This window comes from Lihuaxuella thermophila (assembly GCF_900110165.1).
Taxonomy (GTDB): Bacteria; Bacillota; Bacilli; order Thermoactinomycetales; family Thermoactinomycetaceae; genus Lihuaxuella; species Lihuaxuella thermophila.
Genome location: NZ_FOCQ01000007.1, coordinates 116,165 through 133,473, shown reverse-complemented (window position 1 = coordinate 133,473; position 17,309 = coordinate 116,165). Strand labels below are relative to the sequence as shown.

Annotated in this window: 15 protein-coding genes and 1 pseudogene; 11 read left to right on the top strand and 5 right to left on the bottom strand. The window is 47.6% G+C overall.

What is annotated here, in order from left to right; translation table 11 throughout:
• Positions 1-447: 447 nt before the first annotated feature.
• The gene (locus BMW55_RS09500; RefSeq protein WP_089967913.1) at positions 448-831 is read right to left on the bottom strand and encodes a hypothetical protein; all 384 of its coding nucleotides are present in this window, start codon (positions 829-831) and stop codon (positions 448-450) included.
• Positions 832-872: 41 nt separating this feature from the next.
• Between BMW55_RS09500 and BMW55_RS09495 the strand changes: the two genes are divergently transcribed.
• Positions 873-1,928 (top strand): trypsin-like serine peptidase, encoded by a 1,056-nt coding sequence (locus BMW55_RS09495; protein WP_089967910.1) that lies wholly within the window; start codon positions 873-875, stop codon positions 1,926-1,928.
• A gap of 125 nt (positions 1,929-2,053) precedes the next feature.
• On the opposite strand, the gene BMW55_RS09490 is transcribed toward BMW55_RS09495, so the two are convergent.
• A complete protein-coding gene (locus BMW55_RS09490) occupies positions 2,054-2,764 on the bottom strand; it encodes a hypothetical protein (protein ID WP_089967907.1) in 711 nt (236 codons plus the stop codon).
• 501 nt (positions 2,765-3,265) lie between these two features.
• Here BMW55_RS09490 and BMW55_RS09485 point away from each other — a divergent pair.
• The 4 genes and pseudogenes from BMW55_RS09485 (at position 3,266) to BMW55_RS09475 (ending at position 7,381) form a co-directional block, all read left to right on the top strand.
• The gene (locus BMW55_RS09485) at positions 3,266-4,855 is read left to right on the top strand and encodes a phosphodiester glycosidase family protein (RefSeq protein ID WP_244527527.1); all 1,590 of its coding nucleotides are present in this window, start codon (positions 3,266-3,268) and stop codon (positions 4,853-4,855) included.
• Between the two features lie 646 nt (positions 4,856-5,501).
• Positions 5,502-5,624: pseudogene (locus BMW55_RS19005) on the top strand (SpoIVB peptidase S55 domain-containing protein); the annotation flags it as partial.
• A 189-nt stretch (positions 5,625-5,813) separates the two neighbouring features.
• Positions 5,814-6,596 carry a sporulation transcription factor Spo0A gene (spo0A, locus tag BMW55_RS09480; protein WP_089967901.1) on the top strand — a complete coding sequence of 261 codons (783 nt, stop codon included), beginning with the start codon at positions 5,814-5,816 and terminating at the stop codon, positions 6,594-6,596.
• Positions 6,597-6,844: 248 nt separating this feature from the next.
• Positions 6,845-7,381: a cysteine hydrolase family protein gene (locus tag BMW55_RS09475; RefSeq protein WP_089967897.1), complete on the top strand. Its 537-nt coding sequence runs from the start codon at positions 6,845-6,847 to the stop codon at positions 7,379-7,381.
• A gap of 219 nt (positions 7,382-7,600) precedes the next feature.
• Here BMW55_RS09475 and BMW55_RS09470 read toward each other — a convergent pair whose 3' ends face one another.
• The 3 genes from BMW55_RS09470 to BMW55_RS09460 form a co-directional block, all read right to left on the bottom strand.
• On the bottom strand, positions 7,601-7,840 hold the full coding sequence (locus BMW55_RS09470; RefSeq protein ID WP_089967895.1) for a hypothetical protein: 240 nt from the start codon (positions 7,838-7,840) through the stop codon (positions 7,601-7,603).
• A gap of 52 nt (positions 7,841-7,892) precedes the next feature.
• A complete protein-coding gene (locus BMW55_RS09465; protein ID WP_244527514.1) occupies positions 7,893-8,873 on the bottom strand; it encodes a superoxide dismutase in 981 nt (326 codons plus the stop codon).
• Between the two features lie 110 nt (positions 8,874-8,983).
• Positions 8,984-9,265: a DUF2627 family protein gene (locus BMW55_RS09460; protein ID WP_244527513.1), complete on the bottom strand. Its 282-nt coding sequence runs from the start codon at positions 9,263-9,265 to the stop codon at positions 8,984-8,986.
• A gap of 139 nt (positions 9,266-9,404) precedes the next feature.
• Here BMW55_RS09460 and BMW55_RS09455 point away from each other — a divergent pair, with 139 nt between their 5' ends.
• From BMW55_RS09455 to BMW55_RS09430, 6 genes are all read left to right on the top strand, one after another.
• Complete coding sequence (locus BMW55_RS09455) at positions 9,405-11,462, top strand: sigma-54 interaction domain-containing protein (RefSeq protein ID WP_089968238.1); 2,058 nt, start codon at positions 9,405-9,407, stop codon at positions 11,460-11,462.
• Between the two features lie 230 nt (positions 11,463-11,692).
• Positions 11,693-12,622 carry a phosphate butyryltransferase gene (ptb, locus tag BMW55_RS09450; protein WP_089967892.1) on the top strand — a complete coding sequence of 310 codons (930 nt, stop codon included), beginning with the start codon at positions 11,693-11,695 and terminating at the stop codon, positions 12,620-12,622.
• Entirely contained in the window at positions 12,619-13,713 is a 1,095-nt protein-coding gene (gene bcd / locus BMW55_RS09445) for a branched-chain amino acid dehydrogenase (protein WP_089967889.1), read from the top strand. Before ptb ends, bcd begins: the two co-directional genes overlap by 4 nt.
• Before the next feature lie 43 nt (positions 13,714-13,756).
• The gene (buk, locus tag BMW55_RS09440) at positions 13,757-14,866 is read left to right on the top strand and encodes a butyrate kinase (protein ID WP_425283836.1); all 1,110 of its coding nucleotides are present in this window, start codon (positions 13,757-13,759) and stop codon (positions 14,864-14,866) included.
• Positions 14,859-16,286 carry a dihydrolipoyl dehydrogenase gene (lpdA, locus tag BMW55_RS09435; RefSeq protein ID WP_089967883.1) on the top strand — a complete coding sequence of 476 codons (1,428 nt, stop codon included), beginning with the start codon at positions 14,859-14,861 and terminating at the stop codon, positions 16,284-16,286. The genes buk and lpdA overlap by 8 nt, the downstream gene beginning before the upstream one ends.
• 23 nt (positions 16,287-16,309) lie before the next feature.
• Positions 16,310-17,299 carry a thiamine pyrophosphate-dependent dehydrogenase E1 component subunit alpha gene (locus tag BMW55_RS09430; protein ID WP_089967880.1) on the top strand — a complete coding sequence of 330 codons (990 nt, stop codon included), beginning with the start codon at positions 16,310-16,312 and terminating at the stop codon, positions 17,297-17,299.
• Positions 17,300-17,309 lie beyond the last annotated feature (10 nt).

Sequence of the window (17,309 nt, the reverse complement as noted above, 5' to 3'; positions counted from 1 at the left end):
GCTTGACAGAGGAATTCACTTGCAATGAATTGATTGAAGAGATCGACGATGCTATGGGATTGGCACTGGCAGAAGTACATACAATCTTACAAGAACTTACATTTGAGATCAAAGAATATACCTGGGCCAAGCACCCCTTGGCGATGCGTTCATATGTTCAAACCCTAAATTGTTCACTTCGTTGAACAAGGTAAATCGAAAGCCGGGATCGTTTTAGTGAAAAAACATGTTGAAATTAGCCGTCACTTAAAACTGAATCCATCCATCAATATTTGGAAATAAAAGAGCCCACCTAAAAATGTGGGCTTTCACCTTTTGGGTATTTTCCGGAATACCCTGATTTATCATGTTTTCAATTTATGTACAAATATTTTAATTTTATTTATACTATGAAATATAGCCTATTCCAATTGTTGAAGCATTCAGCGGATGAAAAATACCATCTTCTCATGGAGACGGCATCCCTTTTGGTTCGACAAATCGGATCTCTTTTTCCTGAGAGGAAACCGTAATCTCTTTCGATACCCTTTGGCCAGTGGGGTATGTCAGATCTATCCGAACCTTTGCCCCTGCTTCGAGTTGAATCGTGTATCTTCCGTTTCCATCCGTTTTCCATCCAGTGGTAGCCGGAAGATATTTCGGCTTGAGATAATACGGCATAACATGAGCCCCTTTAACGTAGGAACCGTCTTTCGCAATGGCAAGTACCGTGACTGGGATCATCTGTTTCGTTGACGGTGGCGGGATCTCAGCCTTGGGTATTTCATATTGAGATTGGCAGCCTGCGGCGAGGGACGAAAGAAGAAAAATCCATTTTATTATGCTGGACATTTTATTCCTCCTAAAGAAAATTTACATATATTGTAGAGGAGATGAAATATTTGAAAAGATCGATCGTGTTGTTATTATCTCTATTTCTCGCTTTGCCGTTATTTGTTTCACCGGCACAAGCAAAAACGAAACAAGCTGACGAAGTGGAACTGCCTCGCTTTACTGTCAAACGATTAAGTAATGAAGAAGTGGCTGAAATTTTGCAAGAAAGGCCCAAAGAAATTGGGACCATGGAATCACGCACGCACGATGCGGCCGAAATGAAAATCATCAAAGACAATCCAGAGGGTTTCTCGACTGCCACAGGGGAGATTTATACCGATGCAGAGGCCAGGAAACTGAAACAACAAGTCAGAGCATACGCGGAAGAATCTTCAACAGATGGCGTTCAAGCAAATACGATCATCGGTGGTACGGACGATCGGACACAGATCACGAATACAGAGGTATTTCCCTACAGATCTGTGACCTATATTTATTTCAGGAATCCAAATGATGGGGGCTGGTATGCTTGTACAGGCGCGATTATTGATGATAATACCGTGCTGACAGCAGCTCATTGTTTATATGACACTTATTATAACAATTATATGACTCATTTGGCGGTCGTTCCAGGGAAGAACGGCGGTTACAATCCGTATGGAGTCGCTTCTGATCCAACAAACTTAATTGTAACCAATGCCTGGGCCTCCAAAGTGGCTCCGGATCCCGAGCACGTAACCGGGGATATGATCGCCGTGGATTATGGTGTGGTGAAATTTCCCTCGGGAATGTTTACTGCTCTCGGATCTTTCAAGCTGAAAGCCTCCCCAACGCAAAACACCCAGATTAATGTGACGGGCTATCCCTATGATAAGCCGGATGGGACGATGTGGCGCGCACTCGGAAACATCCAAAGCATTTGGACATACGGAAATGATGCGATGTACAGCCATAACGCTGATGCTATGCAGGGGCAGAGCGGAGGGCCCAATTTCAATTCACCGGACGGACGCAACTTCTACATTGTCGGTGTATCCAGCGCAGAAACGAGCAGCTGGAATTATTCATGCGAAATGACTCCCACCTCGGTTACGAACCTCAACGCTTGGAAATAGACAAATTCCATGGCTCCTGCGATGTGTCCACACTCACATTGCAGGAGTCTTTCCTGGATTTAGGAGAATATGAGATTGAAAAGGGCATCAGGTAGTTCTAGCATGCGTGTGTGGAATTTCAATTTCTAAGTATCCCATGTTACAAAAGGCTTAAGTATGGTCATCAATTCATTTTTCGACTCCTCATTTTCTGCGGCAAGGAAAATTTGGCAGGTCTCTTCAAAAAGAAAGAGACGGCAATCCTTATACCTGAATCGGTATCGATGAACAGTGGAAGCGAGACGGGTGGTTGGTTTCTCTACACACCGGTTCCGTAGTAAGCCAAGAAACTCTTTTTCAGACGTATAACATCCAGTTTGAAAAGAGGGACTATCCATGATTGATTGATCCCAGGCGTAAGCAAAGATAAAGTCACTTAGCTTGTCGCACGCAACGATTTGGGCTTCATCTAAAAGTGATTCGACGATAACGGGTGGATCTTCCGCACCATTTAACATTACCCACCATGACCAACAGCCCTGGCATTCAATAAAAAAGTAGATTCCTTCATTGGCTTGCATGTTTGAGGGAACATGTAGGAATCTCAATCCCAATTCGTATTCCCAATATTCCCGTGTTTCCAGTTCCAAACGTTGAAGAGGAACCAATTGGTCCCCGTTTCGGCTTTCAAACCATTCTTCAATTTTCTTTACTGCGTAAAGCTCCCTTAAGGACAGAGGAAATCTCCTGTTAATCTCTGTTTCTTTATCTGCGATTAATTTTAATCGTTCAGGTGAGTATACAGGTTGGATTCCCATCAGATTCAATGCCTCAGTATGAAAAAATGGCTGATTCATTTTTCCCCCTATTAGACTTCTGATTTAAGTATTCCCCGACCTCCAAAATGAGGCGGCCTGCAGAGCCAACTATAGAAAGAATTTTCCCGTTATCAATTGTTCCGGTGCGGCATTGCCGAATGCTGCGATCAGTTGGGCCATCCATTGGTACGTAGCCGCAATGATAATTATATCTTGAGGCTGTTGACTTTTCTTTGTCAACGATTTAAGAAATGAAACAGAAGATGAGATCGGCGACTTTAAGCTGGTTCAGATCATGCAGAGATATTTGACGAATCCCCCTCATATACCATCCAGAAAAGAGAACGGACTGGAAAGAATAATCATTTCCGTTAATTCGGCTTCAGAGTCTGAAAATGCGCTTAATAATCTATTTGATAGCAGGGGTTCTAAAATTTACATAGGGTTACGGTTATCTACAATTTCTCTCTAAATTAGATTCGTACAATGGCAGTATCAAGGTCCGATTCAGTAGATTGTAACAGGAGGTAGAATCAATTGATGCAGCGAAGTGGTGAAAGATCTCTTCGGAAGTTATTGGCTGTCTCGGTCATTACAACAATGGCTTTTACGTCTTCAGTCGTTTCCCAACATGTATTACCTTTGAATGTTGTACAAGCATCGGCGGAATTGGAAAAATCCCTTCCACTCGGACAGGCGAACCTTAGAGAAACACGGCAGAAAATCGTACTTGCTCCCGGACTTACCCATACACGAATCGTACGTGGGAAGCAATCGGAGAAAGATGTTTACATAGTGGATGTTGCCTTTTGTTCTACTCGTGAAGAAGCAGAAACAATAGCAAAGCGCCTGAATAAAGATGGATATCATTCCCGAGTACAACGTATTTCGGAAAGGGCTCCTGATGCCCCCGATCATGGTCCGCTTGGATATCTTGTGCGTGTCGGATCTTTTAAAACGGAAGCAGATGCGATCAAATTGCGAGATGAGCTTACAGCGAAAGGATATGAGAAGCTTCGTGTGGTCTACTCCGGAGAAGACGGGGGAAAAACAACTGGTCCATGGGTTGTGAATGTACTGGAAGTGGATCCTAAGCAATTCAAGGGAAAAATTGTTCCCGAGCTGGGTACGGAAATTGTGCCCGGAAAAGAGAAATTGTCCAGCATCGCGGATCGTACCAAAGCACTGGCTGCTATCAATGGAGGATATTTTGTAATGGGGCCAAATGACGGTACAGAAGGAGACCTGGCCGGTGTCTCCATGATTGGCGGAAACCTTATTAGTGAAGCGGTTAACGGCAGAACAAGCTTTATTCTAAACAAAACAGGAGCACAAGTGGCTGCTGTCGAGACTCATCTCTCAGTTACAGCTTCCGATGGCGCAAAACGTGAATTGGACGGCCTTAACCGTAAACCTGGTCTTATTCGGGGATGTGGTGGTACAGGTGATACAACGGATCACCCGAAACATGACTTTACTTGTACAGATACAGGCGAACTCATTCAGTTCAATCCTATTTTTGGCCAGACCACTGAACCCGGGGACGGAGTGGAAGCCGTACTGGATTCCGCAGGAAAAGTAATCGAAATACGTGATCAGCGCGGTGGTTCTATTCCGCGTGAGGGATCTGTCTTGGCAGGAACAGGGGATGCTGCCGATTGGTTGCGTATTCACGCCAAAGTGGGAGCAAAGATTACCGTGGATACACAGGTTTTGGCAGATGGATCACTGCTTCAAGTCGATAAAACAACAGGGATTGTAAATGGCGGCCCACGCTTGCTGCGTGACGGTAAAGTGAGTATTACAGCCATGGCAGAAGGATTCCATTGGACCGACAATCCGGAATTTTTCTACCGTTTCGGCGAGCGCCGGAATCCGCGGACTCTTGCAGGAGTGACATCTGATGGGAAAATCCTTCTCGTTACGGTAGATGGTCGTCAGCCGGGATATAGTGTAGGTGCTAGTTTTAAGGAAAGTGCTCTTATTATGAAATCTCTGGGAGCAACTGATGCTGTGAATCTCGACGGCGGCGGATCCACCACCATGACGATCGGAGCCCGTCTCATCAATCGACCGTCTGATCCAGCCGGTGAACGTGCAGACGGAGATGCAATTGTAATTTTGCCATAACGTTCTTATTGAGACAGGAACTGAAAGATTTGTGCAACCAGATATAGATATGTCCTACAAGCCGATTCCCTCGACTCAAGACAAAGGAAATCGGCTTTTTTGTCTACATTGAACCTGGATAGGTACCTTTTTTAAAAATGCCGGAGGTTCCTCAGTCAATCAATAATCAACTTACAACTTTTCCTAGCAACACAAAATAAAAGCCTCTTAAAACTGGTTCGGGCCGGATGCTCACCTTCTGGAGAGTGCGGCTGAAATCGGGCTTGATGAAACGAGAAGCTCGCAATTCATTGGCGAGAAACGGGAAGTAGATATAATTAGTTGTATCTTCGAATACACCGGGTTAAAGTTGAAACCTTGTATTTTATAGGGCATGTCAGTTTTTTCGATACTCTTTAGAGATAAAGTTAATGATTTGCACTCCCAAAAGCGGGAAATATATTGACGAATACGGTCCGTATCGCCAACTTTTGGAACATGAGATAACAATAAGGGGCGATATGTTATCCATATTTTGAAGAATATGGACACCTTTTCGATTCATGGAATTTAATTTTAAGATATACTCCTGATCGTCAACGGAAACAAGGCGCCATGCCGGATGCTGCGTCCGTACCAAGCTCGCAATATAAGTTGGTGCATCGTGTTAACCCATGTATTTGTCAACGATCCGACTTCAGGATATGGAACGTTTATCGAATGGATGCTTCAAGATGCGGGTGTATTTCAATCCTCAGCGGGTTCCTCTCAGGGATCCGCTTTTTTATGAATCGAAGCGGCTCGCGATTTACAAATTTTCAAATGTATAATAGAATTAATGCTAAAAAATTCATCATGATGAGCGCCTTGTTTGGTAATTTTTTGAAATCAACACGGGATGGAAGAAGGAAGAGCCACATGTTTGTCGAAAGGTTAAGAGAAAATGAAGAATTCACTCTTTCGAAAGGAAGGGTCTCCCTTGGATAAAATTCGAGTAATTCTAGCAGATGATAACCGGGAATTTGCTGAGTTATTGAAAGAGCATCTCGGTAATCAAGAGGATATGGATGTGATCGGTGTCGCCCACAACGGCGGGGAAGTCATCGAGATGTTAAAAGAACGGGTGCCCGATGTACTGGTGCTGGATATCATCATGCCCCATCTGGATGGATTGGGTGTGCTGGAGCAAATCCAGGCAATGAACCTGCAACCCGCTCCCAAAGTTATCATGTTAACGGCATTTGGGCAGGAAGAAATTACGCAGCGTGCGGTAGAACTGGGTGCTTCTTACTATATTCTGAAGCCGTTTGACATGGATGTACTTACTCACCGCATTCGGCAGATGAAGGGAAATGGCGCTGCCGTCCCAAGAATGAGAGCAAGCATCAGTGCTGTCTCCAACCGGCCCAACAATTTGGATGCAAATATTACAAATGTAATCCATGAGATCGGAGTCCCTGCTCACATCAAGGGATATTTGTATCTTCGTGAGGCCATCACGATGGTTTACAATGAAGTGGATTTGCTTGGAGCGATTACAAAAACACTCTATCCCAGAATTGCCGAAAAATACAATACTACTCCAACCAGGGTGGAAAGAGCGATTCGACATGCCATTGAAGTGGCATGGAGCCGTGGGAATATGGAGTCGATTCGCAACTTGTTTGGCTACACCATCAACGTCTCCAAGGCCAAACCCACCAACAGTGAATTTATCGCCATGGTCGCGGACAAACTGCGTATTGAGCATAAAGTGGGATAAGGCCGAGAAAACGCAAGGATTTCGCAAGAATTACATAAGAAGTTTTATTCGGATGCAGAAACCGAAAACACGAACAGAACCGACAATTACATAGCGCTTAACTTCAGAAGCATCGCTATTTACTCGGACGTTTGTACAGCCGGTAAAGGCGGTGCTTTTTTGTGTGAATTCGGATTCTGTTTAGGGAGGTTTTTTATTTATCATGTCAAACAGTACTTTCATGATGAATAAATGGGGAGAGATGAAACATGCAAAAGACCGCTTTGTTAGTGATAGACGTTCAAAATGCCATGTTTGACGAATCTTGTCCGATCTACGACGGAGAAGGGCTTCTCAAAAATCTTCAGGTCTTAATTAATCAGGCACGTTCTGCCAACGTCCCTGTCTTTTTTGTTCAACATAATGATGAAGAATTCAAATTTGGAACTCCTCCATGGGAAATTCATTCTTCCATTGCTCCCAATGCGGGGGAAGTTGTGATCCAAAAACATACGCCGGATTCTTTTCATGAAACTGAGCTTCATGAGAAGCTGAAAGCTGCACAAATCCAACATCTCGTTGTCGCCGGAAATCAGACCGAGTATTGCGTAGATACGACGATTCGCCGTGCATTTAGTCTCGGCTATCATGTCACACTCGTCAAAGATGCCCACCGGACATGGGATTCCGATTCCTTAAGCGCCAAACAAATTATGGATCATCACAATCAAGTGTTGGGTAATGCTTTTGCTACTCTTAAGGAAACAGAAGAGATACAGTTTTCCGGTGAGGAGTTGGTTATATGAATCCCGATTGTTTGGTTTCGTTGGAATCTCTTTCCGTATTCGGAAAAGCATTGTGAACGAACGACCCACCGTAATTTTACTGGAATCATTTAATTCAGTAAAGACGGTGTTTTTTTCTGTAAGTCTGTATCGTTTAAAGCCCTCCAATAACTGTCCGGTTGGTGACTTAGATGCGTCTCACAAAAAAGCCCGGTCCCCGGTGGACCAGACTGGAGATGATTATCTGATGCGGATCATTTCCTTTTTATGCAGGAGGAAGCGGTGTTGCTTTTTTGCTTCCCTGATTTGGTTGAAAAATTGTTCCGCTTCCTCATAATTTTTTGCCCCCATGGACTGCTGATATGCTTTCACTAGCGGAGCGATCACTTGGCTGTAAAACAGATTGGCTTTTAATGTGTAGCGTGGTTTTTGCGGCGGATTAGGGTGCTTTTCTCGAGTACTTCTTTTCTTTTTTCCCATCGTTTCCGACCTCCCGGCCATTCTTCATCAGACAGGCAAGCGAAAAATGAATTCAGTACGGCTTCCAAGTGACCTGGCGGGCCACTCTCCAGCGCCGCTGCACCTCGGGCCAATGGACAACGTTCCACCACGCTTCAATATAATCTTTTCTCTTGTTGGGATATTTCAAATAGTATGCGTGTTCCCACACATCCAGCGGCAGGAGGGGGATCACATCCCACTGTGATAAGTTTTGGTGCTTTTCCGCAGTTAAAATCTCTAAGCGGTGGGCACGGGGGCTCCATACGAGAATGGCCCAGCCTCCGCCTTCCACTTTTTCTGCTGCTGCTGAAAAGTGTTTTTTGAACGCATCAAAGCTGCCGAAATCCAATTCAATTTGTTTTCGCAATGAACCAGTGGGCTCGCCGCCGCCCTGCGGACTCATGATTTCCCAAAAAATGGTATGCAAATAATGGCCGGCTCCGTTAAAAGCGAGTTCTCTTTCCCAGTGTTTGACCAGTTCGAAGTTTCCGCTTTCACGGGCCAATTGCAGCATTTTCTCCGCCTTGTTAAGCCCCTCCACATAACTTTTATGGTGTTCATCGTGGTGAATCCGCATCGTTTTTTCATCAATATAAGGTTCCAGAGCATCATAAGGGTAAGGGAGTGGAGGCAATATGTGTTTTCCGATGGGAACGCGCGGTTCACTGATCGGGTTGGAAAATTGTTCCGGCATATCGGGTTCGCCTTCGTTCAAGACAGAGATCGAAGAGGTTCTTCGGGGGACAGATAATGATTTCGCCCAACGTGTCACTTGTTTATAGGAATGGACCACATGATTGAACCAGTCATACAAAAATACAGGATCCGTCGCCGAAGAGGTTGCCGCTTGCTCGATTTTCCGCAACTCCCGCTCAAGGCGGCCGAGTGCGGAAGAAATATCTTTGTTTGTTGTTTCAAGACGCTCTCTTTGCATCCACTCCCGGCATAATCGGGTGGTAGAGAGCAGCGGCTGTCTTAAAACAGAAAACCATGTCTGGCTTGGATGGTACACATCATTCCCTCCCCTGGGTGCATCATCATACCCAGGATATGTACCTACTTCGGTGATGGTTACATCGGTAAAAAATCAAAAAAACATCCGTTCAACTTGAAACGGATGTTTTACCGGCCGGATTTTTGTTCCGTTGCTGCCTTGTCATTTTTGCGGAGCAATTTAGGCTGTATTTTGTTCCGCTTTTTGTCGTGGTGAAAGATGAAACCGCCCAGGATGAAAAGGCCGAAGAGGAGTAAAAAAAGTCCGCCGAGAAAGGGCAGCCAGGCAAACCCTTGCCCCGCAAAGTAGTTAAACAGGATATCCCGCAGCAATGTCCAACCGTAGATGGCGAGAACTCCCGGAATACACATGATGAGGATCGCAAGAATGCGCTGATAAATGATCTTCATGGACCTTTAACCGCCTTTCCTCTGTTCAAGCCTTATAGTACCTTATTTGTAGCAGGATTGCCACCCGTCTGGACGGGAGGGTGGTGAGGTATATGGTAAGATAGGGAACGGAGAGACTGGAATGGAGGGGGGAACCCTTTTGCAAAAGTTTTTGATCGTAGGTGGTGGAAAGGGTGGAAAAGCGATTTTGGAGACCCTCTCCACCGTTGAATTTGTGAAAGTGATCGGAATTGTGGATGTACGGAGGGATGCCCCGGCGATCCTGGAAGCACGAAAACGGGGAATTCCAACCGGTCAGGAAGTGGAGCCTTTTTTAAAACTCTCGCCTGATGTCATTTTGGAGGTGACGGGTGACCCGGCTGTTTTTCCGAGGCTCTGCGAGCTTGATTTACCGGGAACGCTGGTCATCTCCGGAGCCATCGCCAATTTGATGGTGCGTCTGGTGGAGGAAAAAGACCGTTGGTTTCAAGCATGGAAACAAAGGCAGCGCGAATTGGAAGCGATTATCAACTCCACGCATGACGGAATGATTGCGGTCAATCAAAAAGGGCAGATCACACTGATCAACCGGGCGGCAGAGAAGATGATTCAAACCAAAGCCGCCCATTCCTTGGGAAAGCCGATCGCTGAGGTGATTCCCAACACCCGTCTCGACATCGTGCTTAAAAACGGCGTATCGGAGTTAAATCAAAAACTAAAACTTCCGAGCGGTATTGAAATTGTTACCAATCGTGTTCCCGTCAAAGACCCCGAAGGAAAAGTGATTGGAGCGGTGGCGGTATTTCGCGATGTCAGCGAGCTGGAGAGTTTAACAAAACAGGTGACCGACCTGGAAAGCATGAAAAGCTTGCTGCAGGCGATTATCAACTCATCTGATGATGCGATCTCCGTCGTGGATGCAGATGGAATAGGCATTCTGATCAATCCGGCTTATACCCGGCTGACCGGCTTAAACGAAGAAGATGTGATTGGCAAACCCGCAGAGACGGATATCTCCGAAGGGGAGAGCATGCACATGAAAGTGTTGAAAACGCGCCAGCCGGTCAGGGGAGTACACATGAAGCTGGGTCCACATCATAAGGAAGTCGTAGTCAATGTGGCCCCGATCATCGTGGATAATGAATTAAAAGGAAGTGTCGGCATCGTTCACGATGTGTCCGAGTTAAAACAACTGAATCGCGATTTGGAACGAGCCCGGCGGATTATTCGCAAATTGGAAGCCAAATACACGTTTGACGACATCATCGGGACGAGCGAAGCGATGCGCATTGCCCGGGAACAAGCCGAACAGGCGGCGAGAACCAGAGCGACGGTCCTGCTGAGGGGGGAGTCGGGAACGGGGAAAGAATTGTTTGCCCATGCCATTCATAATGCCAGTGACCGGAAATATAACCAGTTTGTCCGCGTCAATTGCGCGGCTCTGTCTGAGACGCTGCTGGAGAGCGAGCTGTTCGGATATGAGGAAGGGGCGTTTACGGGAGCGAGAAGAGGCGGGAAGAAGGGATTGTTTGAGGAAGCGAGCGGAGGAACGCTTTTTTTGGATGAAATTGGTGAATTGAAGCCGAGCACACAGGCGAAATTGCTGCGGGTATTGCAGGAAAAAGAAGTGATCCGCGTCGGAGGGACCAAGTCCATCCCGGTGGATGTCCGGGTGATTGCGGCGACCAACGTTTATTTGGAAAAAGCGATTCAAGAGAAACGCTTCCGCGAAGATCTTTATTATCGCCTCAATGTGTTGCCGATTCAGATCGCCCCGCTCCGGCACAGAAAAGAAGATTTATATGACCTGGCGATCCACCTGATTAAAAAGTTCAACCAGGAATACGGAAGAAGTGTTGAAAACATTGACCGGGAAGCGATGGATGTTCTGTACCAATACTCCTGGCCGGGAAATGTGCGGGAGCTGGAAAATGTTTTGGGCAGAGCCATGATTAATATGGCGTTTAATGAGAAAATGATCAAGCGAATTCATCTTCCCCCTCTGGACCTAACCCAATCTTCTTCCCCCGAGATTGTAAAGCTTCGCGCTTCTCAGGATGAAGATCGAACCTTAAAAGAAGTATTGGCTGAAGCTGAAAAAGAGTATATTCAGCGGATCTATCAACTTTGCGGAGAAAATAAAACAGAGACGGCCCGGCGGCTGGGTGTTTCCGTTCGCAGTCTCTATTACAAATTGGAGAAATACGGCTTGCTGTAACGTTCTTTGCAAAAAAATGCATGAATTACTTTGCTTGCACTGTGCAATCTTTTGCAGACAAAAAACAGGGAAAAAATGATTCTCTTGCCTTCATTGAGCGTTTGCGGGAAATGACGCTCACTTGGCATACCATTTGCATGTATTAGTATGACGGCCGGCCAAATCGAGAAAAATATGTCAAACAACAAGTTGTTCCCAATGCCAAGGTCGGAAAAAATGAGGTGTAACGGATGATTAAAACATTTGAAGAGATTGTCAAAAAAGCAGAATCTTTGCCGCCTGTGACGGTGGCGGTAGCGGCGGCGGCTGACCAGGAAGTGCTGGAAGCCGTTCGGGATGCGCAACAGCGAGGAATCGCCCGGTTTTTGCTTTTTGGTGACAAGGCGAAAATAGAGGCGATCAGCAAAGAAATCGGCCTTGATTTCGATGAATCAGCCGTAACAGACGTCTCCTCTCCCGTTCAAGCCAGTCAGCAGGCGGTTGCTGCGGTGCGTGCGGGCCGGGCGGACGTGGTCATGAAAGGGATGGTTCAAACCGCGGATTTCTTGCGCGCGGTGTTGAATAAGGAGAACGGTCTCCGGAGCGGAAATGTGTTAAGCCATGTGGCCACTTTTGAAGTTCCTGGGTACGACCGTCTCATTCATGTTACCGATCCGGCGTTAAACGTTGCTCCCACCCTGCAAGAGAAAGTACAAATCATACAAAACGTGATCCGGTTCTGCCATTCTCTCGGCAATACCGATCCCAAGATTGCCGCCCTTGGTGCAGTAGAAGTTGTCAATCCGAATATGCCCCCAACATTGGATGCAGCGGCGCTCGCACAGATGAACCGCAGGGGGCAGATCAAAGGAGCCACCATTGACGGCCCGTTTGCGCTGGACAATGCTGTTTCCGTCGAAGCGGCCGAGCACAAAGGCATTCAAAGCCCGGTCGCCGGAAAAGCCGATGTATTGTTGGTGCCGGATATTGAAGCTGGAAACATTTTATACAAATCGATGGTTTACTTTGCCAAGAGCAAAATCGGAGCATTGGTGTTAGGAGCTACAGCCCCGGTCGTTCTCACTTCCCGGGCGGACACGCATGAAGCCAAGATGTATTCGATTGCGATGGCTGTTTTGCAAGCGGAATATCTGAAACGTTCCAAGGAGGAATCCGTATGATTCTGTTCGATTACATGGAGAAGTATGATTATGAACAACTCGTGTTTTGCCAAGACAAAAACTCGGGACTGAAAGCCATTATCTGTATTCATGATACGACTTTGGGGCCCGCTCTTGGCGGAACGCGGATGTGGACCTACGATTCTGAAGAAGATGCCATCATTGATGCTTTGCGTTTGGCCCGGGGGATGACTTATAAAAACGCAGCCGCCGGTCTCAATCTCGGCGGAGGTAAAACCGTCATTATCGGTGACCCGAAAAAAGATAAGAGCGAAGAATTGTTCCGCGCTTTCGGTCGTTTTATCCAGGGACTGAATGGGCGTTACATCACGGCTGAAGATGTGGGAACCACCGTGGAAGATATGGATCTTATCCATCAGGAAACCCGTTATGTAACGGGCATTTCCCCCGCTTTCGGTTCCAGCGGCAATCCTTCGCCCGTAACCGCTTACGGTGTCTACCGCGGAATGAAGGCAGCAGCAAAAGTAGCTTTCGGGGATGACTCGCTGAAAGGGAAGATTGTTGCGGTACAAGGTGTCGGAAACGTTGCGTTTAACCTTTGCAAACATCTCCATGAAGAAGGCGCCAAACTGATCGTCACCGATATTAACCGGGACAATGTGGAGCGGGCCGTACAACAATTTGGCGCTGAGGCAGTCAACCCGGATAAAATTTACGATGTCGATTGCGATATTTTCGCTCCCTGTGCGCTGGGCGCGGTTATCAACGACGAAACCATTGACCGTCTGAAATGTAAAGTGGTTGCCGGTGCCGCCAACAACCAGCTCAAAGAAGAGCGTCATGGGGATATGCTGGAACAAAAAGGGATTGTCTATGCTCCCGACTACGTGATCAATGCCGGGGGAGTCATTAATGTTGCCGATGAGCTGTTGGGATACAATCGCGATCGCGCGATGAAAAAAGTAGAAGGTATCTATGACAGCATCCTCAAGGTGTTTGAGATTGCCGAACGCGACGGTATTCCGAGCTATAAGGCAGCGGACCGGATGGCTGAAGAACGCATTGAGTCCGTTAGGAGATCACGGAGCATGTTTTTGCAAAATGAGCGGAGTCTGTTGAACTCCCGTTAAATAAAACATTTCGATGGCAAACAGAAGAAATGGAGTGTTGGATGTGCATGAACCGATTCGGGTTCTCGCTATAAATCCTGGATCCACTTCGACCAAAATCGGAGTTTACGATGACGAAAAGCCGATCCTGGAAGAAACATTGCGCCATGATCCCAAACAGCTGGCCAAATACACCGATTTGTTTGATCAATATCCGTTTCGTAAACAAGTGATCTTGGATACACTGGACCGGGAAGGGATCAACTTGACCCGGCTGAACGCCGTCGTTGCCCGCGGAGGGCTGCTTCGTCCCATCCCGGGTGGGACCTACCGGGTCAACGAGGCGATGATTCGAGATTTGCGTGCAGGTGAAAACGGAGTACACGCTTCCAACCTGGGAGCGATCATCGCCCAGGAAATCGCTGAGCAACTTCACATCCCTGCATTTATCGTCGATCCCGTCGTTGTGGATGAATTGCAACCGGTCGCCCGGATTTCAGGGATTCCGGAAATTGAACGCAAAAGCATTTTCCATGCCCTGAACCAGAAGGCGGTTGCCCGCCGGATCGCCAAACAAAACGGAACCTCTTATGAAAAAGTGAATTATATTGTGGCTCATATGGGTGGCGGTATCACAGTGGGAGCCCACCATCACGGACGGGTCATCGATGTCAACAACGGTTTGCACGGGGAGGGGCCGTTTTCGCCGGAACGCGCGGGAACAATTCCGATCGGTGATCTGGTGGCCCTCAGCTACTCAGGGAAATATTTTGCCAGTGAAATCATGCGCATGCTGGTAGGGCGCGGCGGACTGATGGGTTACCTGGGCACCTCCGATGCAAGAGAAGTGGAAAAGATGATTGCCGGGGGAGACGAAAAAGCCAAGCTCGTCTATGAAGCGATGGCTTATCAAGTAGCCAAAGAGATCGGCGCCTGCTCGGCCGTTTTGTCCGGCAAAGTGGATGGAATCATTCTCACCGGAGGGCTGGCCTATGGTGAGATGTTTACGAACATGATCAAGGAACGGATTTCCTGGATTGCTCCCGTTTATATCGTTCCTGGAGAAAATGAATTGCAAGCTCTGGTGGAAGGGGCTTTGCGCGTAATCAGAGGCGAAGAAGAAGCGAGAACCTATCTGCCGAGCGAAGAAGGAGTGGAGACGTTCCATGGCTGAAAATTATGATCTGGTCGTATTGGGGGCCGGGCCCGGAGGCTATGTAGCCGCCATCCGGGCCGCCCAATTGGGAATGAAAGTGGCAGTTGTAGAAAAAGAAAAAGTGGGCGGCGTTTGTCTACATAAAGGGTGTATTCCAAGCAAAACACTCTTGCGAAGTGCCGAACTCTACCACGATATGAAAAACAGCGAAAATTACGGGATCCACGTGGCGGATGTCAGGCTGGACATGAGCCAGGTGCAACAACGCAAACAAAAAGTAGTCTCCCAGTTGCACAAAGGTGTCGAACACCTGTTGAAGAAAAATAAAGTAGACGTCTATAAGGGAACGGGACGGATCTTGGGACCCTCCATTTTCTCTCCCATGCCTGGAACCATATCGGTGGAAAAAAGCGATAACAGCGAATCGGACATGCTGGTCCCCAGATTTGTCCTCATCGCCACAGGTTCGCGTCCCCGTACGCTTCCCGGTCTGGAGATTGACGGCCGGTATGTGATGAATTCCGATCATGCCCTGGAAATGGAGTCGCTTCCCAAGTCGATCGTGATCATCGGAGGAGGTGTGATCGGCATCGAGTGGGCTTCCATGCTGAACGATTTTGGCGTGGAAGTGACAGTGGTGGAGTTTGCCGACCGCATTCTGCCGTTTGAAGATGAGGACGTCAGCAAAGAGATGGCAAGGATTCTCAAAAAGCGCAAAGTAAACATTCTGACGGGAACCAAAGTTCTCCCTGAAAGCGTTACCATCCAGGACGGAATGGTTACGCTCAGCGCAGAGAAAGGAAATGAAACGGTTTCCCTGTCGGCGGAGCGCGTCCTGGTGTCCGTGGGAAGACAGGCCAATATTGAAGATATCGGTTTGCACAACACATCGATCAAAGTGGAAAAAGGCGTCATTCAAGTGAATGAATTTATGCAAACCGCGGAATCTCACATCTATGCCATCGGTGACGTCATCGGGGGTTATCAGTTGGCCCATGTGGCTTCGCATGAAGGAATTTTGGCTGTTGAGCACATGGCTGGTTTGGACGTGCATCCGATCAATCCGCTTCACATCCCGCGCTGTACCTACAGCCGTCCGGAAGTGGGCAGTATCGGGCTGTCGGAAGCAGAAGCGAAGGAAAAAGGATATGAAGTGAAAGTGGGTAAATTCCCGTTCCGGGCAGTCGGTAAATCCCTCGTATTCGGCGAAACGGATGGCTTTATTAAGATGATTTCCGACAAGAAAACCGATGATCTGCTGGGTGTCCATATCATCGGGCCGCATGCGACCGATCTCATATCCGAAGCCGGGCTCGCCAAAGTATTGGATGCAACCGCCTGGGAGATCGCCCATGCCATTCATCCGCATCCGACGCTGTCGGAAGTGTTTGGAGAAGTCGCATTGGCGGTTGACGGGGAAGCGATTCACGCAGGTTAAAAGGAATTGAGGAGGAAAAACTCATGAGCGAATTGAAGCATACCGCTTTAGGTTTATCGGATGAGCAAGTGTTGGACATGTACCGCTACATGCTCCTGGCCCGCAAAATTGATGAGCGGATGTGGCTCCTGAACCGCGCGGGAAAAATTCCATTTGTGATCTCCTGTCAGGGACAAGAAGGGATCCAAGTGGGAGCGGCATTTGCCTTGGACCGGGAGAAGGACTGGCTGTGCCCCTATTACCGTGATTTGGGAATGGTGCTCGTATTTGGCCAATCGGCAAAAGATCAAATGTTGTCTGCTTTTGCGAAAAAAGAAGACCCCAACAGCGGCGGAAGGCAGATGCCGGGACACTACGGGGATAGACGTTTTCGCATTTTAACCGGTTCCAGCCCCGTTACCACACAAGTTCTGCATGCCGTCGGTATCGCCTATGCCGGAAAACTGGAGAAAAAAGACCATGTGGTGCTGACATCCTGCGGTGAAGGTTCCAGCAACCAGGGGGATTGGCATGAAGCATGCAACTTTGCCGGGGTGCACAACTTGCCGGTGATCTTCATGGTGGAAAATAACAAATATGCTATCTCCGTGCCCCTGAACAAACAGGTAGCAGGCGGAGATGTGTCCAAACGGGCTCAGGGATACGGGTTCCCAGGTGTCAAAGTGGACGGCAACAATCCGCTGGAAGTATATAAGGCAGTGAAAGAAGCAGTTGAACGGGCCCGTCGCGGTGAAGGGCCAACTTTGATTGAAGCCGTTTCCTATCGTCTGGTTCCACACTCCAGTGATGATGATGACCGCAGCTACCGTGCGCGTGAGGAAGTAGAGGAAGCAAAGAAAAACGATTCCCTGGTCATCTTCAGAAATTATCTGATGGAAGCGGGAATCCTGACGGAAGAGAAAGAGCAAGAATTGAACAAACAGATTGCCCGCGAAGTGGATGAAGCAACCGACTATGCGGAAAAAGCTCCGTATCCGGATCCGGAAGAGACTTATAAGCACGTGTATGCTTAAGGCAGGAGGA